This is a genomic window from Rhodoferax ferrireducens (assembly GCF_031458075.1).
GTDB classification, from domain to species: Bacteria; Pseudomonadota; Gammaproteobacteria; order Burkholderiales; family Burkholderiaceae_C; genus Rhodoferax_B; species Rhodoferax_B ferrireducens_A.
On record NZ_JAVDXT010000001.1, the window covers coordinates 1,886,141 to 1,910,906 of the forward strand.

A 24,766-nucleotide genomic window follows, 5' to 3' on the forward strand; every position below is an offset into this window, starting at 1 on the left:
ACACAGAACATGACCGCCGCCGTAATCGTTTCCACCGCCCGCACCCCTCTGGCCAAAAGCTGGAAGGGCTCTTTCAACATGACCCATGGCGCCACCCTGGGCGGCCACGCGGTGCAGCACGCGATCCAGCGCGCCGGCATCGAAGCCGCCGAAGTCGATGACGTGATCATCGGCTGCGCCACGCCCGAAGGCGCGACGGGCGCCAACATCGCCCGCCAGATTGCCTTGCGCGCCGGCTGCCCGGTGACGACCTCCGGCGTCACGGTGAACCGCTTCTGCTCGTCCGGCCTGCAGACCATTGCCATGGCGGCCCAGCGCATCATTGCCAACGAAGGCGATGTGTACGTGGCTGGCGGCGTGGAGAGCATTTCCTGCGTACAGCAAGAGATGAACATCCACATGCTCAACGACCCCTGGCTGGTCAAAAACAAGCCCGAGATCTACTGGAACATGCTGCAGACCGCCGAGCAGGTGGCGCAGCGCTACAACATCAGCCGCGAGCAGATGGACGAATACGGCGCAGCCAGCCAGCAAAAGGCCGTGGCGGCCCTGGCTGCCGGCCTGTTCACCGCCGAGATCGCGCCCATCACCGTGACCATGGGCGTGGCCGACAAGGTGCGCGGCCTGATGACCAAGGAAGTGGCGGTGAGCCAGGACGAAGGCATACGCGACGGCACGACCAAGGAAGGCATTGCCGGCCTGCGCTCGGCCTTGCCCGGTGGCCTGATTTCGGCCGGCAACGCCAGCCAGTTTTCTGACGGCGGCGGCGCTGTGGTGGTGATGAACGAAACCCTGGCGAGTCAGCGTGGCCTGCAGCCGCTGGGCCGCTTCCTCGGTTTTGCGGTGGCCGGCTGCGAGCCGGACGAAATGGGCATAGGCCCGGTGTTCGCCATCCCCAAGGTACTGAAGCGCCTGGGCCTGAAGGTGGACGACATCGACCTGTGGGAGCTGAACGAAGCCTTCGCGGTGCAGGTGATCTACTGCCGCGACAAGCTAGGCATTCCAGCCGACCGGCTGAACGTGAACGGCGGCGCGATTGCCGTCGGCCACCCGTATGGCGTGAGCGGCCAGCGCCTGACCGGTCACGCGCTGATCGAGGGCAAGCGCCGCGGTGCCAAGCGCGTGTGCGTGACTATGTGCATAGGCGGCGGCATGGGCGCGGCCGGGGTGTTTGAGGTTTTGTAGGTCGAGGCCAAAACACTACAAAATAGATAGCTGCTGGCGCTGGTAGTACCTGCGCCAGCGGCCTATTTCTTGTAAATATTTCACAGCCGGCCGCGCATTGGTTACAGTGGCCGCATGTTGACACCCAAAACCATCTCCCGGCTAGAAAACGCTGTCTGGATCCTGCTCTACGGCGGGCTGCTGAGCCTGGTGCTGGGCCTGTTTACCCGGCGCGTCGACGACGACCTGGGCCTGAGCCTGGTGATCGGCGGCGGCGTGGCGGCGGCGCTGGGCGCGGTGCTGGTGTATGTGCGTTCCCGGGTGCGGCCGAATAACGAATAAGCCAACGAATACACCACGATGGAGACTGCCATGGCTGACCTGGTCTTGCACCACTACAAAACTTCGCCGTTCGCACAGAAGATTCGCAGCGTGCTGGGCTTCAAGCAATTGCCCTGGCAGTCGGTGAATATTCCGCCGATTGCGCCCAAGCCGGACGTGGAGGCGCTGACCGGCGGCTACCGCAAGACCCCGATCCTGCAGATCGGTGCCGACATCTACTGCGACACCGCGCTGATCTGCGACGTGCTGGAGCACCGCCAGCCCGCCCCCTCGCTGTCGCCGCCCACCCACAAGGGCCTGGCCCGGGTGCTGGCCCAGTGGGCCGATACCACGCTGTTCAGTACCGCCATGGCCTACAACTTCCAGCCCAAAGGCCGCGAGCAGATGTTCGGCACTACGCCGCCCGGCTTCGCCCAGGCCTTTGCCGACGACCGCGCCAAGATGGTGGGCAGCGCGCCGCGCTTGCGCGTGGGCGATGCGACCACGGCCTACCGCTCGTATCTGCGCCGCCTAGCCACCATGCTGGAAGACCAGCCGTATCTGGTCGGCAACGTGCCCTGCATGGCCGACTTTGCCGCCTATGCGCCGCTGTGGTTCACCCGGGTCAACGTGTCCAGCCTGGCCGGGATTCTGGACGCCACGCCCAGCGTGCTGGCCTGGATGGACCGCATGGCCGGCTTCCAGCAGCCCGAGGCCGGCAGGCTGAGTTCTGCCGACGCAATTGCCATCGCCGCCCGCAGCACGCCGCTGCCGGTGGCCGACGAGGTGTTCCAGGACGACCACGGCATTCCGCTGGGCAGCCGGGTCAGCGTGCATGCCGAAAGCTTTGGCCTGGAGACCAGCGAGGGCGAGCTGGTGGCCGCCACCCGCATGCACCTGACCCTGCGCCGCGTCGACGCGCGGGCCGGCACGGTGCATGTGCACTTTCCGCGCATCGGCTACGTGCTCAAAGCCGCCTAGGCGTGGACGCGATGGAATCCATGGACACGCTGCGCGGCAAGACCGCGGTGCTGACCGGCGCCGGCTCGGGCCTAGGCCTGGAATGCGCGCGCATCGCCGCCCGTTTGGGCATGCAGCTGGTGCTGGCCGATGTGCAGCCCGATGCGCTGCAAGCCGCCACCGCCGAAATGCAGGCGCTGGGCGCCGAGGTGCTGTCGTTCCAGCTGGATGTGTCGAAAGCCAGCGCCGTCGATGCGCTGGGCCAGGCCACGTTGGAGCGCTTTGGCGCACCGCATTTCGTCTTCAACAACGCCGGCGTGGGGGCCGGCGGCCTGGTCTGGGAAAACTCTGCCGCCGACTGGGAATGGGTGCTGGGCGTGAACCTGATGGGCGTGGTGCACGGGGTGCGCGTCTTCACCCCGATGATGTTGCAGGCCGCGCAGCACGACCCGGCCTACCGCGGCCACATCGTCAACACCGCCAGCATGGCCGGGCTGCTGAACCTGCCGAACATGGGCGTCTACAACGTCAGCAAGCACGCGGTGGTGGCGCTGTCGGAAACCCTGTACCAGGACCTGGCGCTGGTGACCGACCAGGTCAGCGCCTCTGTGCTGTGCCCGTATTTCGTGCCTACCGGCATCCACCAGAGCCAGCGCAACCGGCCGGCCGAGCTGGCGGCCGGCACGGCCACCCGCAGCCAGCGCATCAGCCAGGCCATGGTGAACAGCGCGGTGGATGCGGGCAAGGTCACGGCGGCCGAGGTGGCGCAAAAAGTTTTCGATGCGCTGCGCGACCGGCAGTTCTACATCTACAGCCACCCGCAGGCCCTGGCGGCGGTGCAGACCCGCATGGACGACCTGCTGCAGGCGCGCAACCCGAGCAGCCCGTTTGCGCAGAAGCCGTCGCTGGGCGAGGACTTGAGGCGGGCCTTACGCGGCGAGCCCAAGGCTTAATCGCTTTTTCAACCACCCTTGGCGCGGCTGCGCTCCTTCTCGTAGCGGCTGTAGTCGGGCACTGTGGGGCAGGGCGCATTACTCGGCCGGGCCGACGCGCGGCATTGGTCAGCCGAGCTGCGCACCCCCTCGTACAGGCTGCGTTCCCAAGGCATATCGGCGCAGCCCGACAGGCAAACAGCCAGCAAGGCAATGGCGGCGTAATTCGGCATGGAGTCACCTGCGGCCAGCGCAGAGCCAGCGATAATGAATAAATTGAAACAATAAATTATTGTTTTACAGAAATATATGGCAGTATGGCGTTTTTGACAAGAGGCTTCGCATGGACTCCACTCCCAGCTTGCCCGCGCACGGCGGGACCCGTCTGAGCCAGACTCTGGCCTACAGCTGCCTGGCGCTGGCCCTGGTATTGCCACTGGCCACGCTGTACGGCCTGTGGGCGGCACTGGCCGGATCGCCGGGCTGGCTGTTCACCGTGGTCGGCATGCTGCCGGTATGCGGGCTGGCCTATGGCCTGCTGCACGCGCGCCGGTGTTTTCAGGGCTTTGTGCGCGGCGAAACCTTTAGCCAGTCCACGGCGCACCATCTGCGCGGCTTTGCCGCCGGAGTGATGCTGGCGGCGGTGGCCGGGCTGGTGCTGCCCACGCTGCGCAGCCTGCTGCTCGCCATGAGCGCGCCGACAGCCAGCCGTGCGCTGGTGCTGGAGTTCAGCTCGGACCACCTGCTGCTCTTGCTGTTTGCCGGCATCGTCTGGCAGATTGCGCATGTGATGGCGCAGGCGGCCGCGCTGGCCGACGAGCATGCGCAAATCGTTTAGGACGGACCTGTGCCCATCACCGTTCGTTTGAACGTCATGCTGGCCGAGCGCAACGTCAAGTCCAAGGACCTGGCCGAGTACGTGGGCATTACCGAGGCCAATCTGTCGCTGCTCAAGCAGGGCAAGGTCAAAGGGGTGCGCTTCGACACCTTGCAGCGGATCTGCGAGTACCTGCAGTGCCAGCCTGGCGACTTGCTGGTGTCCAAGCCCGATAGTTCCGAACCTGTTGCCTAGCAGGGCGCTGTAATCGCCTGCAGCGTCTTGCCGGTCTGCGGATCGAACACCACCAGATTCAGCTGCCGCGCATGCCCGGGCGTGCCGGCAATGCTGCGGAATACCAGCTTCTGCGCTGCCGTGCTGTCGCTGGGGTAGACACCTGCCACCACGTACTGGCGCACCACGAAGTCGTGCGTTAAGAATTCACCGGCGTTTTCACCGGCCTGGACCTTGGAGCTGTGGCCGTGCTCGGTCACCGTCCAGTAGGCCGACCAGCGGCTGGGCGCGCCGGCCAGCGGCGCCACCAGGGCTTCGAACTGGTCGGGCGCCAGCTGGCGCAGGTTGATCTTGGCCAGCCCGGGCTCGGCCGGCTTGCCGTACAGCTTGCCACCCCAATTTCGCCAGTCCTTGCCATTCAGCACCGCTTGCGGTGTGTAGATCGAACCCTGCTGGTTCCAGGCGGCGATCTGCCGCTGGCGCGCGGTGTGGGCGGGCGTGGCAAAGCGGTCGACCCAGCCCAGTTGGTCCCAGTAGCCTACGTGGAAGGCCTGCACCACGGCCGGCTGGCCTTTGAGCTGGCTTAGCCACTGGTCGGCCGGCGGGCAGGAGCTGCAGCCTTCGGAGGTGTAGAGCTCCAGCACCGGCAGCAGGTTCTTGCCGGATTGCAGCGTGCAGGCATTTTCTGAAGAAAAAACGGCACCGGCGCTTATGCATAATGCGCAAGCAGCTATAAATTTAATAGTATTCAGCATACAAGCTCCACATCTATACACCCAAATACGCCTTGGTCGCGCACGCGGCCCGTACCTTACAAACTGATGCAAAAAAGCCGCATTGATGCGCCCTGTGCGCGGGCAAACCGCTTCGTTTTGCCATGGTCTGTGTGGTTCAATAATGTGTACCTGATGGTCCTAAGCGACTAAACCTCTTAACAAGAAAAGGTCTTATCCATGCGCCTCAGTCCTTTGGCCGGTCACACCGCGCCGCTATCACTTCTGGTCAACCTGCCTCGGCTGGTGACCGCCTATTACAGCCTGCGCCCCGACCCCGCCGAGGCCAGCCAACGCGTGGCGTTTGGTACCTCGGGCCACCGGGGCAGCGCGTTCAGCAGCAGCTTCAACGAGCAGCATGTGCTGGCCGTCACCCAAGCCATCTGCCAGTACCGTGAAAAGAGCGGCATCAACGGCCCGCTGTTCCTGGGTATTGACACGCATGCGCTGTCGGAACCCGCGGCGGCCACCGCGCTGGAGGTGCTGGCCGCCAACGGCGTGCACGTCATGCTGTCGCTGAACGATGAGTACACGCCCACGCCTGCGGTGTCCCACGCCATCCTGGTCTACAACAAGGGCCGTACCTCGGGCCTGGCCGACGGCATTTTGATGACGCCATCGCACAACCCACCCGAAGACGGTGGCTACAAATACAACCCCACCAACGGCGGCCCGGCCGACAGCGACATCACCGGCTGGATCGAAAAAGCCGCCAATGTGCACCTGGAAAACGGCCTCAAGGATGTGAAGCGCATGCCGTATGCGCAGGCGCTGCGGGCCAACACCACGCACCGCCACGACTACCTCACGCACTATGTGGACGACCTGGCCAACGTGATCGACATGGAAGCTATCCGCATTGCCGGTGTGCGCATGGGCGTGGACCCGCTGGGTGGCGCCGGCGTGCACTACTGGGCGCGCATCGCCGAGAAGTACAAGCTGCGGCTGGACGTGGTGAGCGACCAGGTCGACGCCAGCTTCCGCTTCATGACGGTGGACTGGGACGGCCGCATCCGCATGGACCCGTCGAGCAAGAGCGCCATGGCCTCGCTGATCACGCTGAAGGACAAGTACGACATCGCCTTCGCCTGCGATACCGACCACGACCGCCACGGCATCGTGACCAAGAGCGTAGGCCTGCTGCCACCCAACCACTACCTGGCGGTGTGCATCGACTACCTGTTCCAGAACCGCCCGGGCTGGAGCCCGCAGGCCGGTGTCGGCAAGACCCTGGTCAGCAGCGGCATGATCGACCGCGTGACCGCGCGGCTGGGCCGCAAGCTGTACGAGGTACCGGTGGGCTTCAAATGGTTTGCCAGCGGCCTGAACGATGGATCGCTGGGCTTTGGCGGCGAGGAGAGCGCGGGCGCGTCCTTCCTGCGGCGCGATGGCGGCGTCTGGACCACCGACAAGGACGGCATCGTGCCGGCCCTGCTGTCGGCCGAGATCATCGCCCGCACCGACCTTGACCCCGGCGAGGCCTACCAGAAGCTCACCGCAGCCTTTGGCGCACCCGCCTACGACCGTATCGACGCACCGGCTACGCCCGAGCAAAAGAAGAAGCTGGGCAAGCTGACACCCGAGCAGATCACCAGCTCCGAGCTGGCCGGCGAGTCCATCACCAAGGTGCTGACCAATGCGCCGGGCAATGGCGCCAGCCTGGGCGGCCTGAAGGTGATGACCGAAAGCGGCTGGTTCGCCGCGCGCCCCTCGGGCACCGAGAACATCTACAAGATCTACGCCGAAAGCTTCCAGGGCGAGGTGCACCTGCGCCACATCATCAAGGAAGCCCAGAAGATCGTAGACCTGGCGCTGGCCAAGGGCTGACGCCGCGCGCATGGCATCCAAAGCCCAGTTCCGCCTGCGCATTTACCGCGACGACAGCATTGCCATAGGCCCGGGCAAGGTCGCCTTGCTGGAGGCGATTGCCGATACCGGCAGCATCTCGGCCGCCGCCCGGCAGCTGGGCATGTCGTACCGGCGCGCCTGGGTGCTGGTCGATGAAATGAACCGCGCCCTGGCATCGCCCGCCGTCAGCACGGCCGCCGGCGGCGTGCAGGGTGGCGGTACAGCGCTGTCGCCGCTGGGCGAAAAGCTGGTCCAGCATTACCGTGCGGTAGAGCAGGCCGCACGGACCGCCGCCGCCGCGGACATTGCCGCACTCCAGGAACTGCTCGCGCCTTAGCGCTCCCTATCGCTATATCTGGCTGGATACAATGCGAGCCATGCCTGCATTGCTCGCCTCCATGGACTGGTTTCCGCTCATCCTGTCGCTCAAAGTGGCGGCGGTGGCGACGCTGCTGGCCACCATTCTGGGCGTGGCACTGGGCTGGATTTTTGCGCGCAAGAAGTTCCCCGGCAGCACGCTGCTGGAGGCTGCCTGCATGCTGCCGCTGGTGCTGCCGCCCACCGTCATCGGCTATGCGATCCTGGTCGCCGCCGGCCGGCGCAGTCCGCTGGGCAGCTGGCTACGCGAGCACCTGGACTACACCATCATCTTCAGCTGGCATGGCGCTGTCGTGGCGTCCAGCATCGTGGCGCTGCCGTTGGTGCTGAAGTCGGCCAGCGCCGCGTTTGCCGGGGTGGACCGCACGCTGGAGGCCGCGGCCAGCACGCTGCGCCAGTCGGCCTGGTCGGTGTTCTGGCGCGTGACCCTGCCGCTGGCCTGGCCGGGCATCCTGGCCGGTACCTTGCTGGCCTTTGCCCGTGCCATGGGCGAGTTCGGCGCCTCGCTGATGGTGGCCGGCTCGATCCCGCAGCAAACCCAGACCCTGTCGATGGCGATCTACGACGCGGTGCAGGCCGGGCAGGACGATCTGGCGCTGCTGCTGGTGCTGATCACCTCGGCGCTGTCGATTGCGGTGCTGGTGTTGTCGAACCGTTTTTTCTCTTTGCGTTAACTTTCACGTTAAGGAAACCCGTGATGCGTCTTTTCAGCCTGATCTTGCTCCTGCCGTTTGCTGTGGGGGCCCAGCAGATCACCGTCTCCACCGCCGCCAGCCTGACCGATGCGTTCAAGGAGCTCGGCCCCAAGTTCGAAGCCAGCCAGCCCGGCGCCACCGTGCGCTTCAACTTCGCTGCCTCTGGCGTGCTGCTGCAGCAGATCAGCCAGGGCGCGCCGGTCGACGTGTTCGTCAGCGCCGACCAGGACACCATGGACCGCGGCGCGGCGCAGAAGCTGATAGACACCGATAGCCGCGAGAACTTTGTCACGAACAGCCTGGTGCTGGTTGAGCCATCCAAAGAAGGCACGGGCATCCAAAGCCTGCAAGACCTGGCCAAGCCTGCCGTGCGTAGAATCGCCATCGGCAAGCCCGCCACCGTGCCTGCTGGCCGCTACACCCAGCAGGTGCTGGAAGGCGCAAAGCTCTGGACCGTGCTGGAGCCCAAGTTCGTGCAGGCCGACAACGTGCGCCAGGTGCTGGACTACGTGAGTCGCGGCGAGGTGGAAGCCGGCTTCGTCTACCGCACCGATGCCACGCTGCTGGGCGACAAGCTGAAGATCGTGCTGACGCCGGCCAACCACGCGCCGGTGTCGTACCCGATTGCCGTGGTCAGCGACAGCAAGCAGAAGGCCGTGGCGCAGAGCTTCATCGCCTTCTTGTTCACCGATGCGGCCCAGCAAGTCTTGACCAAATACGGCTTCGGTAAACCGTGATCGATGTAGACATCCAACTCTCGGTGGCCGACGGCCGCCGGCGCTTCGACCTGGCGGTGCGCTTTGCCAGCGATGTGCCGTTTGCCGCGCTGTACGGCCCGTCGGGTGCGGGTAAAACCCTGAGCTTGCAGGCGATTGCCGGCCTGCTGCGGCCCACGCGTGGCCATATCCGGATTGATGGCCGCACCTTGTTCGATTCCGCGGCCGGCATCGATGTGCCCACGCCGCAACGCCGCGTCGGCTACCTGCCGCAGAACTACGCGCTGTTTCCGCACCTGTCGGTACGCCAGAACATAGGCTTCGGCCTGACCTCCTGGCGCAAACGCCGCCTCAGCCCAGACGAGCAAGCCCAGGTGCAGAGCCTGCTGGACAGCTTTGGCCTGAACGCCATGGCCGACAGCCGGCCCAGCAGCCTGTCCGGTGGCCAGCAGCAGCGCGTGGCCCTGGCGCGGGCCCTGGCCTGCGCGCCGCAGGTGCTGCTGCTGGACGAGCCGTTTGCCGCGCTGCACCCCAGCCTGCGCCTGAGTCTGCGCGAAGAATTGGCCCAAGCGCGCCGGCAGTGGGGCATTCCAGCGCTGATGATCACCCACGACGTGGAAGACGTGCTGGCGCTGGCCGACGTGGCCTTTGTCTTCGACCAAGGGCAGGTGGTGCAGCAGATCGGTCTGATGGACGCCAGCTGCCGCAGCCTGGCGCGGCAAGACTTGGGCGGAACAGGCCCCGCAGAGCCAACGGCTTTGCAACACAAGGTACGCAGTTTGCTATTGAATAAATAGCTGTTAGCGCAGGTGTCTTCTGCGCTAGAGTCGCTTTTTATATACAAAATATGGGCTAGGGTGGCTGTGGCAAACTCACGCCCCTTGCCTTATTAGTTCCCGTTCATGCAGAAAATCATCCGCCAGCTGGCCACCGAGATCCAAGTCCGAGAAGAACAAATCCGCTCCGCCGTCGAGCTGCTGGACGGTGGCGCCACCGTGCCCTTTATCGCCCGCTACCGCAAGGAAGTCACCGGCGGCCTGGACGACATCCAGCTGCGCGAGCTGGAAACCCGCCTCGGCTACCTGCGCGAACTCGAAGACCGCCGCGAGGCCATCGTGAAAAGCATAGAAGAACAGGGCAAGATGACCGACGCCTTGCGCGTGGCGATCTTCTCCGCCGCCACCAAGCAGGAACTCGAAGACCTGTACCTGCCGTTCAAAACCAAGCGCCGCACCAAGGGCCAGATCGCCCGTGAAAACGGTATCGAGCCGCTGGCCGACAAGCTGTTTGCCAACCCCGCGCTGCTGCCGGCCGATGAAGCCCAGGCCTTTGTGAAAGCCGAGAAGGGTGAAAACGGCGACGATTTCACCACCGTGCAGGCCGTGCTCGACGGTGTGCGCGACATCCTCAGCGAGCGCTGGGCCGAAGACGCTGCCCTGATCCAGAACCTGCGCGGCTGGCTGTGGAATGAAGGTCTGCTGCGTAGCAAGCTGGCCACTGGCAAGGACGAAAACAACCCCGACATCGCCAAGTTCCGCGACTACTTCGACTACGACGAGCCGATCGGCCGCGTGCCATCGCACCGCGCATTGGCCGTGTTCCGCGGCCGTGGCCTTGAATACCTGGACGCCAAGCTGGTGCTGCCGGTCGAACCCGAACCCGGTAAGCCTTCGCTGGCCGAGGGCCGCATCGCCATCCACCTGGGCTGGAGCCACCAGGGCCGCCCCGCCGATGATCTGATCCGCAAATGCGTGGCCTGGACCTGGCGGGTCAAGCTCAGCCTGTCCACCGAACGCGATCTGTTCGCCAAGCTGCGCGAAGACGCCGAAAAGGTGGCTATCAAGGTGTTTGCCGACAACCTGCGTGACCTGCTGCTGGCCGCGCCCGCAGGCCCGCGCGTGGTGCTGGGCCTCGACCCCGGCATCCGCACTGGCGTGAAGGTGGCCGTGGTCGACACCACCGGCAAGCTGGTGGAAACCGCCACCGTCTTCCCGCACGAGCCGCGCAAGGACTGGGAAGGCTCGCTGCACACCCTGGGCAAGCTGTGCATCAAGCACGGCGTGAACCTGATCGCCATCGGCAACGGCACGGCCAGCCGCGAAACCGACAAGCTGGCCGCCGACCTGATGAAGCTGCTGGAGAAGCACGTTGATCCGAACAGCCCGCCCAAGACCGCGATGCAGCGTGTGGTGGTCAGCGAGGCCGGCGCGTCCGTGTATTCCGCCAGCGAATTTGCTTCGCAGGAAATGCCCGATGTGGACGTGAGCCTGCGCGGTGCCGCCAGCATTGCCCGGCGCCTGCAAGACCCGCTGGCCGAGCTGGTGAAGATCGACCCCAAGTCCATAGGCGTGGGCCAGTACCAGCACGACGTGAGCCAGAACGACCTGGCGCGCAGCCTGGAAGCCGTGGTCGAAGACTGCGTGAACTCGGTGGGCGTGGACCTGAATACCGCCAGCGTGCCGCTGCTGAGCCGGGTCTCCGGCCTGTCGGCGACCGTGGCCAAGGCCGTGGTGCGCTGGCGCGAGGCCAACGGTGCGTTCAAGAACCGCAAACAGTTGATGGATGTCAGCGGCCTGGGCGCCAAGACCTTCGAGCAGAGCGCGGGCTTTTTGCGCATCCGTGGCGGCGACAACCCGCTGGACATGACCGGCGTGCACCCCGAAACCTATCCGCTGGTCGAGCAAATCATTGAAGTGACCAAGAAGCCGGTGACCGAGCTGATGGGCCGCGCCGAGATGCTGAAGACCCTGCGGCCCGAGCTGTTTGCCAATGAGAAATTTGGCGTCATCACCGTCAAGGATATTCTGGGTGAGCTGGAGAAACCGGGCCGCGACCCGCGCCCGGACTTCAAGGTGGCGCGCTTCAACGACGGCGTGGAAGACATCAAGGACCTGGTCGAAGGCATGGTCTTGGAAGGCACGGTCAGCAACGTGGCAGCTTTCGGCGCGTTTGTCGACCTGGGCGTGCACCAGGACGGCCTGGTGCATGTCAGCCAACTGAGCCACAAGTTCACCAACGATGCGCGCGAGGTGGTCAAGACCGGCGACATCGTCAAGGTGCGGGTGGTGGAGGTGGATGTGGCGCGCAAGCGGATTGCCTTGAGCATGAAGCTGGACGCGGCCCCCGCACGCCGCGATGGCCCGCGCGACAACCGCTTCGAGGGCGCAGCCCGCGGCCAGCAGCAGCCGCGTCGGGACAACAGCCCTGCGCCGCAGTCGGCCATGGCCTCGGCTTTTGCCAAACTGCAGGGCGGTCGGTAACAGTACACACCCCCAGGCTACAGTGCTATGCACTTTCCGCCAACCCCCTTGCAGGGGGCAACAGCAGCAGCCCGGCAAAGCCGGTTCTGCGCTGTTTCTGGAAGGAGAGGGTCCTGGCCCGAACTGGAAGCTGGAGTAGGGCGGTTTTCTGCCTTACCATTCCCCATCCCCACGCCAGGAACCTGCCCCCATGGAGTTAAAAGAACTGCTAGCCTCGGAAGCGGCCTTGCCCAGCATCCCGAAGTCGGTAGCTCTGTTGCTGAGCGAGCTGGCGCGGCCCGAACCCGATCTGCGCAAGCTGGGCCAGCTGATCGGCACCGACCCGGTGCTGACGACGCGATTGCTGACCCTGGCGAATTCCGCCATGTTCCAGCTGTCGCGCAAGGTCAGCAGCATTCCCGAGGCGCTGGCGATTCTGGGCCTGGACCATCTGCGCAGCCTGGCACAGGCGGCGGCGCTGGGCCTGAGCTTCAAATCGGTGCCCGGCATCAATCTGCAGCAGTTCTGGCGCTACAGCCTGAATGTGGCCAAGCTCACGCGCGCGCTGGCCGGCATGGTGCGGCAAAACCCGGCCACCGCGTTTACCGCCGGCCTGGTGCATTGCGTGGGCGAGCTGGTGATGCACATCGGCATGCCGAAAGACATGCTGGCCCTGAACCAGCAGCTGCTGCCGCTGGACCTGCGCCGTGCCCGCATCGAACACAAGCGCCTGGGCTTTTGCTATGCCGAGGTAGGCGCCGGGTTTGCGCGCAAATGGCAGTTCCCCGACCGCATCGTCGACGCGCTGCAGTCGCAGATCAACCCGTTCCATGACGAGGTGTACGAGCCGCTGGCCGGCCTGGTGCACCTGGCCACCTGGCGGGCCCGGGCCAATGAAATCGATATGGACGAGAACGGCCTGGCGGTAAGCTACCCCGGCGAGGTCGGCCTGGCCCTGGGCCTGGACATCGACATGGTGCTGCAGCAAGACCCGATAGACTGGTCGGCCAAGACCGAGCTGGGTGCGTTCATTTAAGCTTTTGCTATTTATTCAATAGCTGCCTGCGCAGATACTAGCTGCGCCAGAGCCCCGAAATCCTTAAGAAATTTGCTATGCCATCTGATGCGCCATTAACCCCGCAGATGCGCTCGGTGCTGCAGCGCATGGCGCGGGCCCAGCGCACGCCCATGCATTTGCTGACACCCCAGCAGGCCCGCGATGCCTACGAGCAGGGCGCCGGCGTGCTGGAAGTGCCCAAGGCCGCCTTGGCGCGGGTGGAAGACTTTGAGATTCCCACCCGCGACGGTACCGCGCTGCATGCGCGGCGCTACGCCCCGTCGTTTGACGCCCTGCCGACCCTGCTGTACCTGCACGGCGGCGGCTTCACCGTGGGCAGTGTGGCCACCCACGACGTGCTGTGCCGCGAGCTGAGCCGCCTCAGCGGCTGCGCCGTGGTCTCGCTGGACTACCGGCTGGCGCCCGAGTACAAGTTTCCGACCGCGGTACACGACGCCTGGGACGCACTGGCCTGGCTGGCCGCCCAGCCCGCTGCCGGCCCGCTGGCGGTGGGAGGCGACAGTGCAGGTGGCACCTTGGCCGCAGTCTGCGCCATTCTGGCCCGCGATGCCGGCATCCCGCTGGCGCTGCAGCTGCTGTTCTACCCGGGCTGCGCAGCCCATGCGGATACGCCGTCGCACAGCCGTTTCGCCAGCGGCCTGGTGCTGGAGCGCGAGCACATCGACTTCTTTTTCGGCCAGTACCTGCGGCATCCGGCCGAGTACGAGGACTGGCGCTTTGCGCCGCTGAACGCGCCCGATGTGGACGGCGTGGCCCCGGCCTGGTTCGGCCTGGCCGAATGCGATCCGCTGGTCGACGAAGGCCTCATGTATGCCGACAAGCTGCGCCTGGCCGGCGTGGCCGTCGACCTGGACATCTACCGCGGCGTGACCCACGAGTTCATCAAGATGGGCCGCGCCATCCCCGAAGCCCGCCAAGCCCACCAGGCCGCGGCCCAGGCCTTACGCCAAGCATTCGATCTATGAGCACCACCACATTGTCAGTCGGCCCCTGGAGCGCGCTGGGCAGCGCCGCATCCCAGGTGCGCAATGCCGTTTTCGTGCAAGAGCAGGGCATTCCCGCCGAGATGGAATGGGACGTGGCCGACCAGGACGCGGTGCACGCCGTGGTCTACGACGCGCAAGGCGAGCCGGTGGCGACCGGGCGCTTGCTGCCGCAGTCGCCCGGCGTGGCGCGCATAGGCCGGATGGCGGTATTGAAGACGTTGCGCGGCAGCCACCTGGGCCAGCGGGTGCTGGAAGCCCTGGTGCAGGCGGCCCGGGAGCGCGGCGACGTTGAAGTTTGCCTGCACGCCCAGACCAGTGCCCAGGGTTTTTATGAGCGGCTGGGCTTTACCCCGCGCGGTGCGGTCTATGCCGAGGTCGGCATTCCGCACATCGAGATGTTTTTAGATATCCGCTAGCAGCTCGTAGGGCAGGGGCAGCAGGGTCAACGCATGGCCGGCTGCGCTGCCTACGGTCAGCGTGCCGTCCTGCATGGCAGCAATCTGCAGCGACACGATGGCGTCCCAGCCGCCTTCGGGGGCCGCGGCGGCCTGCACCACCACGCCGCAGGGCTGCTCGGCGTCGCCGCTGTGGAACACCTCTTGCCCGGCCATCAGGGCCGCGTCGGCATGCACGATGGCCGCGCGCCGCTTCAAGGTGCCGCGGAACTGGCTGCGTGCCACGATCTCCTGGCCGGGGTAGCAGCCCTTCTTGAAGTTCACCCCGCCGACCGATTCGTAGTTCAGCATCTGCGGCACCAGGGCTTCGAAGATAGGCTGCGACACGGTGGCGATGCCGCTGCGCACCTCGCTCCACAGCCACAGTTCCTCGCTCAGCGCCGGGCCGGCGGGCGCAGGTAACGCCACGGGCGCGACCCGCAGGGCACGGGCTTGGCCGTCCGCCGGGTAGAGCGAAATCGTCGTCGCGTCGCCGGCCGTGGCGATGCTCCAGGCCGGCTGCGGCGTGCCGGCAGCCTCGCCGACCTGGCCGTACAGGGCAAAGTCGGCCGTCGCGTCGCTGAGCTTGGCCTGGGCGCGCATCACAAACATGCTGAGCCGCTTCAAGGTCGGCGCCAGCAGATCGCGGTGGCAAATCAGCAGGATCTCGGTGGGGCTGCGTTTGAAGCCGATAAAGCTGGCCTGCATGCGGCCTTTGGCATTGCAGAACGCCGCCAAGCGGGCTTGGTCCTGGCCGAGCAGCGCAAAGTCCTGCGTCAACTGGCCGTGTAAAAACTTGGCCGCGTCGGCGCCTTCGGCGCGGATCACGCCCAGGGCGGTGAGGGGGGCAGAGCCGTTCAGGGAATAAGTCATTGCTGAATTATCATGCCCCATCATTTTTCGTAGAGGCTGTAAGGTTGTGCGTCGTCTGTTTCTAAGTTTGCTTGTGCTGGCCGGCCTCTGCGGCGGTGCGGCCTGGTGGTGGTTACACCAGCCGCTGGCGCTGGCTGCGCCATCCCTGGACCTGTCGATTGAGCCCGGCACCAGCGCCCGCGGCGTGGCCCAGGCGGTGGCGGATGCCGGTGTGCAAACCCCGTCGGTTCTGTTGTACGCCTGGTTCCGGGTCTCGGGCGACGCCCGCCAGATCAAGGCCGGCAGCTATGAAATCAGCAGCGGCACCACGCCCATCAGCCTGCTGCGCAAGCTGGTGCGTGGCGACGAAGCGCTGCGTGCTGTAACGCTGGTCGAGGGCTGGACCTTCCGCCAGGTGCGTGCCGCCCTGGCCAAGGCCGAGCAGCTCAAGCCTGACAGCTCGGCACTCAGCGACAGCTCGGTGATGGCCGCACTGGGCCGACCCGGTGTGCACCCCGAGGGCCGCTTCTTTCCCGACACCTATACCTATTCCAAGGGCAGTAGCGATTTCGCCGTGCTGACCCGGGCCATGCACGCCATGGACAAAAAGCTGGCCGCCGCCTGGGCGCTGCGCCAGCCCGGCAGCCAGGCGCAAACTCCCGAGCAGGCCCTGACCCTGGCCAGCATCGTGGAAAAAGAAACCGGCCAGGCCAGCGACCGCGCGATGGTGGCCGGCGTGTTCAACAACCGGCTACGCGTCGGCATGCCATTGCAGACCGACCCGACCGTGATCTACGGCCTGGGCGCCGGCTTCGACGGCAATCTGCGCAAGCGCGACCTGCAGGCCGATACACCCTACAACACCTATCTGCGCACCGGCTTGCCGCCCACGCCCATCGCCATGCCCGGCACCCAGTCGCTGCTGGCCGCGGTGCAGCCGGCGCCGACCTCGGCCCTGTACTTCGTGGCGCGCGGCGACGGCAGCAGCCAATTCAGCAGCAGCCTCGAAGAGCACAATCGGGCGGTGAACAAATACCAACGCAAGCAATGAAGCAGCCCGGCATTTTTATCAGCTTTGAAGGCATAGACGGCGCGGGCAAATCCAGCCACATCGAGGCACTGGCGACCGCGTTTCGGGCCCAGGGCAGGGCGGTCACACTGACCCGCGAACCCGGTGGCACGCCGCTGGCCGAGAAGCTGCGCGCCCTGGTGTTGAACGACGCCATGGACCCGTTGACCGAAGCCCTGCTGGTGTTCGCCGCCCGGCGCGACCATTTGCAGCAGGTGATCGAGCCGGCCCTGGCGCGCGGCGAGGTGCTGATCTGCGACCGCTTCACCGATGCCACCTTCGCCTACCAGGGCGGCGGCCGTGGTTTCGACTGGGGTGTGCTATCAAATCTAGAGCTGTGGGTGCAATCCGTACCTGCGCTGGGGGCCGATTTCATTCGAAATCCGGATGCGACCCTGTGGTTTGATCTGGCACCCGAAGTGGCCGCCGAGCGGCTGGCCAGCGCGCGTGTGCCCGACCGTTTCGAGTCGCAGCCGGCCGAATTCTTCCGCCGCGTGGCCGAAGGCTACGCCAAGCGCGCGGCCCAGGCACCCCAGCGGTTTGCGCGCATCGACGCCGCGGTTGACCGCGACGCGGTATGGCAGCAGATTGCTACCGCCATGGTGCAACGCCACTGGCTGGAGCAGGCATGAGCGAAGCCTTAACCACCGGTGTTTTGCCCCCATGGGTACAGCGGCAACGCAGCACCCTGCTGGCCCAGCGCGGCCATGCCTGGCTGCTGCAAGGGCCTAGCGGTCTGGGCCAGTATGGTCTGGCGCTGGAGCTGGTACGCGCCTGGCTGTGCGATGCGCCGACAGAGCAGGGCGCTTGCGGCCAATGCGGCAGCTGCCATGCGATCGATGTGCATGCCCATGCCGACCTGTGCCTGCTGATGCCCGAGGCCATGATGATCGAGCAGGGCTGGCCCTTGGGCGAGAAAGCCCAGTCCGACATCGACGACAAGAAGCGCAAGGCCAGCAAGGAAATCCGCGTTGAGGCGATGCGTGACGCGGTGGAGTTCTCGCAGCGCACCAGCGCCCGCGGCCGCGGCAAGGCCGTGCTGGTCTATCCGGCCGAGCGCATGAACCACATCACCGCCAATGCGCTGCTGAAGACGCTGGAGGAGCCGCCGGGCGACGTGAAGTTTGTGCTGGCCACCGGCGCTGCCCACCAGTTGCTGCCCACCATCCGCAGCCGCTGCATGGGCCACAACATGGTCTGGCCGGATGCAGTCGAATCCACCGCCTGGCTGGCGGCCGAAGGCGTGGCGCCAGCCGATGCGCAGGTGTTGCTGGCCGCGGCCGGCAGCCGTCCTGAAAATGCATTGCAATGGGCTCGGGCCGGGCGGACGGCGCAAAGCTGGTCGGCCGTGCCGCGCGCGGTGGTGCAGGGCGCATTGAATGTGTTTGCCGACTGGGGCCCGGCCCAGGTGGTCGACGCGCTGCAAAAGCTTTGCCACGACCTGCAGTTGGTGCGGGTGGGCGCCACGCCGCGCTTCTATGCTGCCGCCGACCTGCCCGCCGCCCCCTCGCTGGCGGCGCTGAGCCAGTGGGCGAAGGACCTGAATGCCACCGCGCGCGTCGTAGAACACCCATTTAATGCAGGTTTGCTGCTGGAATCGCTGGTGGGCCGCGCACAAAACGCCCTAAACTCGCGTCTTTAACGCTTTCATGGTGCTTGCCAATGAGCAGTAACAATGCCTCGCCCCGCCCCAGCGTCATCCAGTTAGCCATCAAGGAAAAGGGCGCGCTGTATGCCGCCTACATCCCGATCTTTGCCGATGGCGGCATGTTCATTCCGACCGTGCGCGACTACCAGCTGGGCGACGATGTGTACGTGCTGTTGTCGCTGCCCGACGATCCGCAACGCTATCCGGTCGCCGGCCGCGTCGCCTGGGTCACACCGGCACGCGCTGCTGGCAACCGTACCCAGGGCGTAGGCATCCAGTTTCCCAAAGAGGAAAAAGCCCGTTTGCTGAAGCTCAAGATCGAAGAGATTTTGGGTGCCCATTTGGCCTCTGACCGGCCAACGCAAACGATCTGATTTTTTACCGCTTTCGCCGCTATTGAGCGGTTGCTATGTTCACCGATTCCCATTGCCATCTCAGCATGCCCGACCTGGTCGCGCAGCTGCCCGCCATCCGCGCCGCCATGGCGGCTGCCCACGTAGACCGTGCCTTGTGCATCTGCACCACGCTGGAGGAATTTGGCGACGTGCACGCCCTGGCCACCGGCTACGACAACTTCTGGGCTACCGTCGGTGTACATCCCGATAACGAAGATGTGCAGGAGCCCAGCCTGGACGACCTGCTGCAACGCTCGGCGCTGCCCCGTGTGGTCGGCATCGGCGAAACCGGGCTCGACTACTACCGCCTGGGTGATCGCACCGTGGCCGATATGGAATGGCAGCGTACGCGTTTTCGCACCCATATCCGCGCCGCGCGCCAGGTGGCCAAGCCGCTGGTGATCCACACCCGCAGCGCATCGGACGACACCATAGCTATCCTGAAGGAAGAGGGCGAAGACGGCTCGGCGGGCTCTGCCGGTGGCGTATTCCATTGCTTTACCGAAACCGCGGCGGTGGCCCGGGCGGCGCTGGACCTTGGTTTTTACATCTCGTTTTCCGGCATTCTGACCTTCAAGAATGCCCAGGACATCCGTGATGTGGCGGCTTTTGTGCCCATGGACCGGCTGCTGATCGAGACCGACAGCCCATACCTGGCGCCCGTGCCGTACCGTGGCAAAACCAATAATCCGTCCTACGTGCCCTTTGTGGCCCAGCAGATTGCGCAACTGAAGAACACCAGCGTGGAAGAGATTGCCCACACCACCAGTGCCAATTTTGACCGCCTGTTCAACGGAGTTTTGGTATGAGACTTCACTTGAAGAAACTAGTCTATCTAGTTGTTTTGGCAGGATTTAGTTTGACCCATGCGGGTTCTTTTGAAGACTTCTTCATTGCCATCAAAAGAGACAACGCGGGCACGATTCAAAGCCTGCTAAAGCGCGGCTTTGACGGCAACACCAGTGATGAACAAGGCCAGTCGGGCCTGTACCTTGCGCTGAAAAGCGAATCCCTGAAAGCCGCCAACACTTTGCTGGACTGGCCCAAGATCGAGGTAGAGACCCGCACCGCCAAGGACGAAAGCCCGCTGATGATTGCTGCGTTGGCCGGCGAACTGGAAATCTGCCAAAAGCTGATCGCCAAAGGTGCCGACGTCAACAAGACCGGCTGGACGCCATTGCATTACGCCGCTACGCGCGGGCATATCGAGGTGATCCGTTTGCTGCTGGAGAACAGCGCCTACATCGACGCCGCATCGCCCAATGCCACCACGCCCTTGATGATGGCCGCACAGTACGGCACCACAGCCGCAGTCAAACTGCTGCTGGAAGAAGGCGCCGACGCCACGCTCAAGAACCAGCGCGGCCTGACGGCCTTGGACTTTGCACAGAATGCCAGCCGACCCGATGCCGTAGAAGTTTTGACCGCTGCCATGCGTACCCGGCGGCCTAAGGGGACTTGGTAGAGGCTGGAACCTTGGATGGCTTGGCCCGAAGAGCGGCCAATTTCGGTGTGCTTGGCAAAGCAGTTACTTCATACGATGTATATTATGTAAACAAACGCTAGCTATGGAATTCGTAGCTGCCTGCGCAGGCCGTTCATTTTCTAAATTTTGTTCCTACTTTTTTCTAAATTTTGTTCCCGCTTCTATGGGCTGAGTCACCCGACGCAAAGTACCACCCTGGCCAAAGTCACCCGACGCAAAGTACCACCCTGGCCAAAGTCACCCGACACAAAGTACCACCCCAAACGCCAGATTTCTTGACGCAATGTTCTTACTCGGCCGGCCTAGCGACTGAAGTAAGACCTTTGCGTCCAACTAATACTGACAGAATGTTCTTACTTGTGAGATTTGTGCAGTTTTCTTGACGCAATGTTCTTACTCCGGTGACCACGGGCGCTGATTTCGTGACGCACTATTCTGACTTGAGTGAGCCGACAGAAACCCCAAGCAAAGACGCTCCGCGCTTCGTTGGGGTTTTCTGACCCGTTTTCACGCCGAATGGGAGCTGGCCAACTGCAGTGCCTGGCCGACTGCACTGCCATTGACCATAAACCAGGAGTGGCGCTGACCAGTACCACGACGAATCAAGGTCTGTGGGTGAATCATGGTCACGGACTCACACCTTATGACAACTCATGGCCAGCGCCACTCTTGGGGAAATGACTTCTGGTCAAACAATGTATCTGTGGGCGACTAATGGCTGCTTTTCGGTCACTAAAAATATGTCATGGTCAGCGCCGCTGCAATGCGACGAAGAGAAACTAGCACTGCTGGCTGACTGCAGTGCCATTGACCATGAACCAGGCTTGGCTCTAGCCAGTCCTTGTACTTGGCCATAGCTGAGGGTAACGACGGGCCAACGGCCACCCTTGTGGTGTACATCTGGTCGGAGCCCAATACCTTTGGAGATCTCTGGTCACCACGAATGCTGCCTGGATGGCAGCTGGCCACGAGCCCTGACATTTAGCTGGGTGCTGCCCAACGACTGGTTAGCCCATGGCCAACGCCCCATACCGCGTGGTGAACAGATGGTCAATGGCCCTGGGAAGCACAACCGAACATGCTCGGCCTCGCAGCCCCATATTTCAGAGGACCCGTACGGGTTGAAGCAGTCGTTCGGCTTCGGCCGTACTCTCTCGTACCAGGCCTGCATTGTTGTGGGTAGCCGTGCTTCCAGATTCGCGGTCTTGTGTATAGCGGAGCAGGTGTTTGCCTTGCAACGTCAGTATTCAGTCAAAGCCTAGCCATGGACTTGGCGTACAGAACGCGAATACTCGTACTTTGCCAGCGCCCTGCCCGCTTACCCACAAACGACTGCTTCCCAACGGTTTTAAAGTCCCAAATGGGCCCAAAGCAGCCGGCCGCGCCGCCGCAACATTAGGTTTTTCCCTTAATCTCGCTTGCAACAACCCGCGAGCTTTGCCTTACCACTCCTTCTGATGCTCCGCAGCGTGGGAAAGCCACTCCGCAAACAGTGATTTCACGGCCGCGCCGCCCCTGTGGATACTTCCTAGTCCCTCAACATTAGCACGTATTTGACATTGTCAGATTATTTTGTGAAAATATCTGACATTGGAGGTATCCATGAGTGATGGTCCGTACAAGAGTCTGCCGATGTCGCGGGGTTGGAAGCGGTTAGCTCGCTACGCTGAGAACGAGAACTTCGACAGCGTGGACACCTGTGCCGCAGCGAATACCGCGCTCGAAGGTACGTGGCGGAAGGAAGTACCGACGGTCGTAGTCAACGAACTACGCGAGGTGTTTTTTGAGCGCGCGCCGGACCTTTTCAACGACGCTCGCCTCAAACGCATTGAGGCAGCAGCCGGCGGCGCGGCGGGATATGGTCTTGCTCGGCAGCTGACCGCACATGCGTCTTCCGTTCTCACCGAGGGCCTCTCCGGTGAGGTGGGCTTCCTTGAAGCCATCAAACGCGCGGTCTGGGACTACGCGTCCCGCGCCCGCAGGCAAATGGAAGAGCACTATTGCAGGACGGCGTCATCGCGCCTCACCCAGCAGGTGCGTCAGCGCATTTCTCAGGCCATAGGTGCCGCGGACTTCGAGGGCCTTGCACGTCGATGGGCCGGCCTTGATAAGCGCTCCAGCAAGCGCAGCGTCATCTCCAAACACACGGGCCTAGACGATGGAGTGGCACTCTGATGAAGCGCGACGACCAAAAGCTCGCTTCGCGCGTCTTGCGCGTCGATGTAATTGAGCAAGGCGGCCAGGCGCGGCCAGGTTGCACCGCGTGCGAAATCGGCGCCGACTTGGCATTCTCGACCAGCCATCTGGAGAGCTACTGCCTCGTGCAGTGGGAACCGGTCATCTTCGACGCGCTGGTGGTTGCCGCAGCGGTGGAGTTCTGCGACCGAATCCAACGACGGCAAGCTCACCACTGGGGACGAACTTTCGAACTGCTCGTGCCTGTCCACGACCCGGATCGTTGGAATGCGCCATCTGTCAATGTCGCGCTCAAAGCAGCGCTGGACTTCTTGACTGGTGACTGCTGGCAGATTTCGTTCGTCGCTCGCAAGGCGCCCGCCAATGTTCCGCAGCAGTTTTCGTTTGAGGTACCTGGCGATACGCGAGCGATCATTGCTTTCAGCGAGGGCCTCGACTCCCGCGCGGTCGCGGGGCTGATGCATCGTGTGTACGGCGACGGCCTCATCCGCGTGCGGCTCGGCACCAAGAAGTTTGAGCCACCCATCACGCTGTCCGGCAAGAAGCAGCCCTTCACTTCGATTCCATACGATGTGAAACCGAAGACGGGCGAGTTCGTCGAATCGAGCGCCCGCTCCCGAGGCTTCAAGTTTGCAACGATGAGCGGCATCGCTGCCTACCTCGTAAAAGCAGAGAAAATCATCGTGACGGAAAGCGGCCAAGGCTCAATCGGCCCTGTGCTGGTTCCCGTCGGCCAAGGCTACGAGGACTATCGCTCCTACCCGTTGTTTACCGACCGGATGGAGAGGTTCTTTTTTGCGCTGTTCGATCACCGCGTCCACTTTGACTTCCCTCGACTGTGGAGCACCAAGGGAGAAACTCTCGCAGCCTTCGTCAAAGAATGCGTCGATGGTTCCCATTGGAGCAAGACTAGGTCTTGTTGGCAACAGACCCGCCACTCGTCGGTGGCTGGAAAGTTGCGTCAATGCGGCATCTGCGCGGCCTGCATGCTGCGTAGGCTCAGCGTGCACGCTGCGGGGCTGACCGAGGACCGAGAAACCTACATCTGGAAGGACCTCGCGTCTCCAACCTTTAAAGAAGGTGCTGGCTCGGCTACGGAGCACATCACCAAGAGCAAGTTCGAATATGCCATCGCAGGCGTGCTGCACCTTGATCATCTTGCGGGCTTGCAGAAGTCGGCGATGGACAAGGTGGCGATTGACCTGGCTGTGACCGAACTGAGTCGCTCCCGTGGAATGGCGGTGGACGCGACCCGAAGTGCGATGACTCGACTACTAAATCAACATGAGAGTGAATGGATGAATTTTCTTGATGCCTTGGGGCCCAACTCCTTCGTTACTGCGTGGGTGGGACGACCATGAGCGACTCCCCCCTGAGTACTGTCTCAGCCGTCGACGTGGGCGAGCGGCTGCGACTAGCGCGCGAGTCAAAGGGCCTAACTCAGAAGGACGCAGCGGATGCCATCTCTGTGGCACGGACGACGCTGGTTGCTATCGAACAAGGTCAGCGGCGCCTCCGGATTGACGAGCTGCAGCAGCTCGCCAAGCTCTACAGCTTGTCCGTGAACGCCTTACTACGTCGTGAAGCAGTTCACGTGGACCTGATTCCACGTTTTCGCAAAGTGGTCGGCGCGGAAGACGTTGCTGCAAGTCAAGCTACCCAGCTACTCGCCAACCTGGCACGTGCCGAGGTCGAGCTGGAAAACCTGCTTGGTGTCAAAAGGGCCAGGAACTACCCACCAGAGCGCCCCATCCTTCCAGGCGACGTCCGCATGCAAGCTGAGCAGGACGCGCAGGAGCTGCGGCAACGCCTCGGTTTGGGCTTTGCGCCAATCGCGGACATCGTGACTCTACTGGAGATGGAGCTCGGCATACGGGTCTACGTGCGACGCTTTGATGGATCGGTGTCAGGCGTCTTCGCGCACGACGATACTCTTGGCGCATGCTTCCTTCTCAACGCGAACCATCCGCGCGAAAGACGAAACCAGACGGGCGGCCACGAGCTGGGCCACTTCATCTCCGTGCGACATGACGCCGAGGTGCTACATGCCGACGAGCCGGAGAGCTCGCGGGAAGAGCGCTACGCCAATGCTTTCGGCAGAGCCTTCTTGACACCTGGTGGCGCAGTTAGGCAAAAATTCCAGGAAGTGACGGCGGGCTCCACCCACCTGACCCGGCGGCACATCATCGTGATGGCGCACTTCTTCGGGGTCTCACGCGAGGCCGTGGTTCGTCGCCTTGAGGAGCTTGGTTTGACCAAAAAGGGGACTTGGGAGTGGTTCGCCGCCAACGGTGGCATCACCGACGAGCAAGCTGCTCAGGTGTTGGGTGACCTTCGCACGCCCGACCGGCAAAAGCTTGAGGCCGACAAGCCCACGAGTATCCGAATTAACCTGCTGGCGGCTGAAGCTTACCGACGCGAGCTGCTAAGTGAGGGACAGCTGGCCAGACTTCTTCATCTTGACCGCATCGAGCTTCGTGAAATGCTCGAAGAGGTAGACCTACTGGAGGTAGAGGCCGATGGCGCTCCCACCCTCCTTATCTGA

Annotated in this window: 27 protein-coding genes; 24 read left to right on the forward strand and 3 right to left on the reverse strand. The window is 63.8% G+C overall.

Going from position 1 to position 24,766, the window contains the following annotated elements:
* Nucleotides 1-9: 9 nt before the first annotated feature.
* From J2X19_RS08690 to J2X19_RS08705, 4 genes are all read left to right on the forward strand, one after another.
* Entirely contained in the window at nucleotides 10-1,185 is a 1,176-nt protein-coding gene (locus J2X19_RS08690; RefSeq protein WP_310372462.1) for an acetyl-CoA C-acyltransferase, read from the forward strand.
* Nucleotides 1,186-1,299: 114 nt separating this feature from the next.
* Nucleotides 1,300-1,506, forward strand: coding sequence for a hypothetical protein (locus J2X19_RS08695; protein WP_116607896.1), 207 nt, complete (start codon nucleotides 1,300-1,302; stop codon nucleotides 1,504-1,506).
* Between the two features lie 30 nt (nucleotides 1,507-1,536).
* Nucleotides 1,537-2,466, forward strand: a complete 930-nt coding sequence (locus tag J2X19_RS08700; protein ID WP_310372464.1) for a glutathione S-transferase family protein — start codon at nucleotides 1,537-1,539, stop codon at nucleotides 2,464-2,466.
* A 20-nt stretch (nucleotides 2,467-2,486) separates the two neighbouring features.
* Complete coding sequence (locus J2X19_RS08705; RefSeq protein WP_310372665.1) at nucleotides 2,487-3,398, forward strand: SDR family oxidoreductase; 912 nt, start codon at nucleotides 2,487-2,489, stop codon at nucleotides 3,396-3,398.
* Nucleotides 3,399-3,406: 8 nt separating this feature from the next.
* Here the strand turns inward: J2X19_RS08705 and J2X19_RS08710 are convergent, their stop codons facing one another.
* Nucleotides 3,407-3,610 carry a hypothetical protein gene (locus tag J2X19_RS08710; RefSeq protein WP_310372466.1) on the reverse strand — a complete coding sequence of 68 codons (204 nt, stop codon included), beginning with the start codon at nucleotides 3,608-3,610 and terminating at the stop codon, nucleotides 3,407-3,409.
* 110 nt (nucleotides 3,611-3,720) lie between these two features.
* Here J2X19_RS08710 and J2X19_RS08715 point away from each other — a divergent pair, with 110 nt between their 5' ends.
* Nucleotides 3,721-4,215, forward strand: a complete 495-nt coding sequence (locus J2X19_RS08715; RefSeq protein ID WP_310372468.1) for a hypothetical protein — start codon at nucleotides 3,721-3,723, stop codon at nucleotides 4,213-4,215.
* Between the two features lie 9 nt (nucleotides 4,216-4,224).
* Nucleotides 4,225-4,449, forward strand: a complete 225-nt coding sequence (locus tag J2X19_RS08720) for a helix-turn-helix domain-containing protein (protein ID WP_116607891.1) — start codon at nucleotides 4,225-4,227, stop codon at nucleotides 4,447-4,449.
* Here the strand turns inward: J2X19_RS08720 and J2X19_RS08725 are convergent.
* Nucleotides 4,446-5,183 carry a DUF1223 domain-containing protein gene (locus J2X19_RS08725; protein ID WP_310372471.1) on the reverse strand — a complete coding sequence of 246 codons (738 nt, stop codon included), beginning with the start codon at nucleotides 5,181-5,183 and terminating at the stop codon, nucleotides 4,446-4,448. The genes J2X19_RS08720 and J2X19_RS08725 overlap by 4 nt on opposite strands.
* Before the next feature lie 198 nt (nucleotides 5,184-5,381).
* On the opposite strand from J2X19_RS08725, the gene pgm reads away from it, so the two are divergent.
* The 9 genes from pgm (at nucleotide 5,382) to J2X19_RS08770 (ending at nucleotide 14,557) form a co-directional block, all read left to right on the forward strand.
* Nucleotides 5,382-7,028 carry a phosphoglucomutase (alpha-D-glucose-1,6-bisphosphate-dependent) gene (gene pgm / locus J2X19_RS08730; protein ID WP_310372473.1) on the forward strand — a complete coding sequence of 549 codons (1,647 nt, stop codon included), beginning with the start codon at nucleotides 5,382-5,384 and terminating at the stop codon, nucleotides 7,026-7,028.
* A gap of 10 nt (nucleotides 7,029-7,038) precedes the next feature.
* Nucleotides 7,039-7,386 carry a winged helix-turn-helix domain-containing protein gene (locus tag J2X19_RS08735; protein WP_310372475.1) on the forward strand — a complete coding sequence of 116 codons (348 nt, stop codon included), beginning with the start codon at nucleotides 7,039-7,041 and terminating at the stop codon, nucleotides 7,384-7,386.
* A gap of 40 nt (nucleotides 7,387-7,426) precedes the next feature.
* A complete protein-coding gene (modB, locus tag J2X19_RS08740; RefSeq protein WP_310372477.1) occupies nucleotides 7,427-8,101 on the forward strand; it encodes a molybdate ABC transporter permease subunit in 675 nt (224 codons plus the stop codon).
* A gap of 23 nt (nucleotides 8,102-8,124) precedes the next feature.
* Nucleotides 8,125-8,859, forward strand: a complete 735-nt coding sequence (modA, locus tag J2X19_RS08745; protein ID WP_310372479.1) for a molybdate ABC transporter substrate-binding protein — start codon at nucleotides 8,125-8,127, stop codon at nucleotides 8,857-8,859.
* The gene (locus tag J2X19_RS08750) at nucleotides 8,856-9,635 is read left to right on the forward strand and encodes an ABC transporter ATP-binding protein (protein WP_310372481.1); all 780 of its coding nucleotides are present in this window, start codon (nucleotides 8,856-8,858) and stop codon (nucleotides 9,633-9,635) included. The genes modA and J2X19_RS08750 overlap by 4 nt, the downstream gene beginning before the upstream one ends.
* Before the next feature lie 105 nt (nucleotides 9,636-9,740).
* A complete protein-coding gene (locus J2X19_RS08755) occupies nucleotides 9,741-12,098 on the forward strand; it encodes a Tex family protein (protein ID WP_310372483.1) in 2,358 nt (785 codons plus the stop codon).
* Between the two features lie 190 nt (nucleotides 12,099-12,288).
* On the forward strand, nucleotides 12,289-13,113 hold the full coding sequence (locus J2X19_RS08760) for an HDOD domain-containing protein (RefSeq protein WP_116607883.1): 825 nt from the start codon (nucleotides 12,289-12,291) through the stop codon (nucleotides 13,111-13,113).
* Nucleotides 13,114-13,190: 77 nt separating this feature from the next.
* Nucleotides 13,191-14,120: an alpha/beta hydrolase gene (locus tag J2X19_RS08765; protein ID WP_310372485.1), complete on the forward strand. Its 930-nt coding sequence runs from the start codon at nucleotides 13,191-13,193 to the stop codon at nucleotides 14,118-14,120.
* The gene (locus J2X19_RS08770; RefSeq protein ID WP_310372487.1) at nucleotides 14,117-14,557 is read left to right on the forward strand and encodes a GNAT family N-acetyltransferase; all 441 of its coding nucleotides are present in this window, start codon (nucleotides 14,117-14,119) and stop codon (nucleotides 14,555-14,557) included. Before J2X19_RS08765 ends, J2X19_RS08770 begins: the two co-directional genes overlap by 4 nt.
* On the opposite strand, the gene ygfZ is transcribed toward J2X19_RS08770, so the two are convergent.
* Complete coding sequence (gene ygfZ, locus J2X19_RS08775) at nucleotides 14,543-15,448, reverse strand: CAF17-like 4Fe-4S cluster assembly/insertion protein YgfZ (RefSeq protein WP_310372490.1); 906 nt, start codon at nucleotides 15,446-15,448, stop codon at nucleotides 14,543-14,545. The genes J2X19_RS08770 and ygfZ overlap by 15 nt on opposite strands.
* A gap of 46 nt (nucleotides 15,449-15,494) precedes the next feature.
* Here ygfZ and mltG point away from each other — a divergent pair, with 46 nt between their 5' ends.
* From mltG to J2X19_RS08820, 9 genes are all read left to right on the forward strand, one after another.
* Nucleotides 15,495-16,478, forward strand: coding sequence for an endolytic transglycosylase MltG (mltG, locus tag J2X19_RS08780; protein ID WP_310372492.1), 984 nt, complete (start codon nucleotides 15,495-15,497; stop codon nucleotides 16,476-16,478).
* Complete coding sequence (gene tmk, locus J2X19_RS08785) at nucleotides 16,475-17,128, forward strand: dTMP kinase (RefSeq protein ID WP_310372494.1); 654 nt, start codon at nucleotides 16,475-16,477, stop codon at nucleotides 17,126-17,128. The genes mltG and tmk overlap by 4 nt, the downstream gene beginning before the upstream one ends.
* On the forward strand, nucleotides 17,125-18,138 hold the full coding sequence (locus tag J2X19_RS08790) for a DNA polymerase III subunit delta' (RefSeq protein WP_310372495.1): 1,014 nt from the start codon (nucleotides 17,125-17,127) through the stop codon (nucleotides 18,136-18,138). The genes tmk and J2X19_RS08790 overlap by 4 nt, the downstream gene beginning before the upstream one ends.
* A 20-nt stretch (nucleotides 18,139-18,158) precedes the next feature.
* A complete protein-coding gene (locus J2X19_RS08795; RefSeq protein WP_092754429.1) occupies nucleotides 18,159-18,518 on the forward strand; it encodes a PilZ domain-containing protein in 360 nt (119 codons plus the stop codon).
* Nucleotides 18,519-18,553: 35 nt separating this feature from the next.
* Nucleotides 18,554-19,348, forward strand: coding sequence for a TatD family hydrolase (locus tag J2X19_RS08800; RefSeq protein ID WP_310372499.1), 795 nt, complete (start codon nucleotides 18,554-18,556; stop codon nucleotides 19,346-19,348).
* The gene (locus J2X19_RS08805; RefSeq protein ID WP_310372501.1) at nucleotides 19,345-20,004 is read left to right on the forward strand and encodes an ankyrin repeat domain-containing protein; all 660 of its coding nucleotides are present in this window, start codon (nucleotides 19,345-19,347) and stop codon (nucleotides 20,002-20,004) included. Before J2X19_RS08800 ends, J2X19_RS08805 begins: the two co-directional genes overlap by 4 nt.
* A 1,623-nt stretch (nucleotides 20,005-21,627) precedes the next feature.
* Nucleotides 21,628-22,200 (forward strand): hypothetical protein, encoded by a 573-nt coding sequence (locus J2X19_RS08810; protein ID WP_310372503.1) that lies wholly within the window; start codon nucleotides 21,628-21,630, stop codon nucleotides 22,198-22,200.
* On the forward strand, nucleotides 22,200-23,582 hold the full coding sequence (locus J2X19_RS08815; protein WP_310372505.1) for a hypothetical protein: 1,383 nt from the start codon (nucleotides 22,200-22,202) through the stop codon (nucleotides 23,580-23,582). Before J2X19_RS08810 ends, J2X19_RS08815 begins: the two co-directional genes overlap by 1 nt.
* On the forward strand, nucleotides 23,579-24,766 hold the full coding sequence (locus J2X19_RS08820) for an ImmA/IrrE family metallo-endopeptidase (RefSeq protein ID WP_310372507.1): 1,188 nt from the start codon (nucleotides 23,579-23,581) through the stop codon (nucleotides 24,764-24,766). Before J2X19_RS08815 ends, J2X19_RS08820 begins: the two co-directional genes overlap by 4 nt.

Bases quoted from the DNA above. Each gene is read 5' to 3' on its own strand.
- ygfZ (WP_310372490.1), bottom strand. From the start codon at position 15,448: ATGACTTATTCCCTGAACGGCTCTGCCCCCCTCACCGCCCTGGGCGTG.
- modA (WP_310372479.1), top strand. From the start codon at position 8,125: ATGCGTCTTTTCAGCCTGATCTTGCTCCTGCCGTTTGCTGTGGGGGCC.
- J2X19_RS08705 (WP_310372665.1), top strand. From the start codon at position 2,487: ATGGACACGCTGCGCGGCAAGACCGCGGTGCTGACCGGCGCCGGCTCG.
- J2X19_RS08795 (WP_092754429.1), top strand. From the start codon at position 18,159: ATGAGCAGTAACAATGCCTCGCCCCGCCCCAGCGTCATCCAGTTAGCC.
- J2X19_RS08700 (WP_310372464.1), top strand. From the start codon at position 1,537: ATGGCTGACCTGGTCTTGCACCACTACAAAACTTCGCCGTTCGCACAG.
- pgm (WP_310372473.1), top strand. From the start codon at position 5,382: ATGCGCCTCAGTCCTTTGGCCGGTCACACCGCGCCGCTATCACTTCTG.
- J2X19_RS08800 (WP_310372499.1), top strand. From the start codon at position 18,554: ATGTTCACCGATTCCCATTGCCATCTCAGCATGCCCGACCTGGTCGCG.
- J2X19_RS08820 (WP_310372507.1), top strand. From the start codon at position 23,579: ATGAGCGACTCCCCCCTGAGTACTGTCTCAGCCGTCGACGTGGGCGAG.
- J2X19_RS08725 (WP_310372471.1), bottom strand. From the start codon at position 5,183: ATGCTGAATACTATTAAATTTATAGCTGCTTGCGCATTATGCATAAGC.
- J2X19_RS08805 (WP_310372501.1), top strand. From the start codon at position 19,345: ATGAGACTTCACTTGAAGAAACTAGTCTATCTAGTTGTTTTGGCAGGA.
- J2X19_RS08695 (WP_116607896.1), top strand. From the start codon at position 1,300: ATGTTGACACCCAAAACCATCTCCCGGCTAGAAAACGCTGTCTGGATC.
- J2X19_RS08735 (WP_310372475.1), top strand. From the start codon at position 7,039: ATGGCATCCAAAGCCCAGTTCCGCCTGCGCATTTACCGCGACGACAGC.
- J2X19_RS08765 (WP_310372485.1), top strand. From the start codon at position 13,191: ATGCCATCTGATGCGCCATTAACCCCGCAGATGCGCTCGGTGCTGCAG.
- tmk (WP_310372494.1), top strand. From the start codon at position 16,475: ATGAAGCAGCCCGGCATTTTTATCAGCTTTGAAGGCATAGACGGCGCG.
- J2X19_RS08790 (WP_310372495.1), top strand. From the start codon at position 17,125: ATGAGCGAAGCCTTAACCACCGGTGTTTTGCCCCCATGGGTACAGCGG.
- modB (WP_310372477.1), top strand. From the start codon at position 7,427: ATGCCTGCATTGCTCGCCTCCATGGACTGGTTTCCGCTCATCCTGTCG.
- J2X19_RS08760 (WP_116607883.1), top strand. From the start codon at position 12,289: ATGGAGTTAAAAGAACTGCTAGCCTCGGAAGCGGCCTTGCCCAGCATC.
- J2X19_RS08770 (WP_310372487.1), top strand. From the start codon at position 14,117: ATGAGCACCACCACATTGTCAGTCGGCCCCTGGAGCGCGCTGGGCAGC.
- J2X19_RS08755 (WP_310372483.1), top strand. From the start codon at position 9,741: ATGCAGAAAATCATCCGCCAGCTGGCCACCGAGATCCAAGTCCGAGAA.
- J2X19_RS08710 (WP_310372466.1), bottom strand. From the start codon at position 3,610: ATGCCGAATTACGCCGCCATTGCCTTGCTGGCTGTTTGCCTGTCGGGC.
- J2X19_RS08690 (WP_310372462.1), top strand. From the start codon at position 10: ATGACCGCCGCCGTAATCGTTTCCACCGCCCGCACCCCTCTGGCCAAA.
- J2X19_RS08810 (WP_310372503.1), top strand. From the start codon at position 21,628: ATGAGTGATGGTCCGTACAAGAGTCTGCCGATGTCGCGGGGTTGGAAG.
- J2X19_RS08715 (WP_310372468.1), top strand. From the start codon at position 3,721: ATGGACTCCACTCCCAGCTTGCCCGCGCACGGCGGGACCCGTCTGAGC.
- J2X19_RS08815 (WP_310372505.1), top strand. From the start codon at position 22,200: ATGAAGCGCGACGACCAAAAGCTCGCTTCGCGCGTCTTGCGCGTCGAT.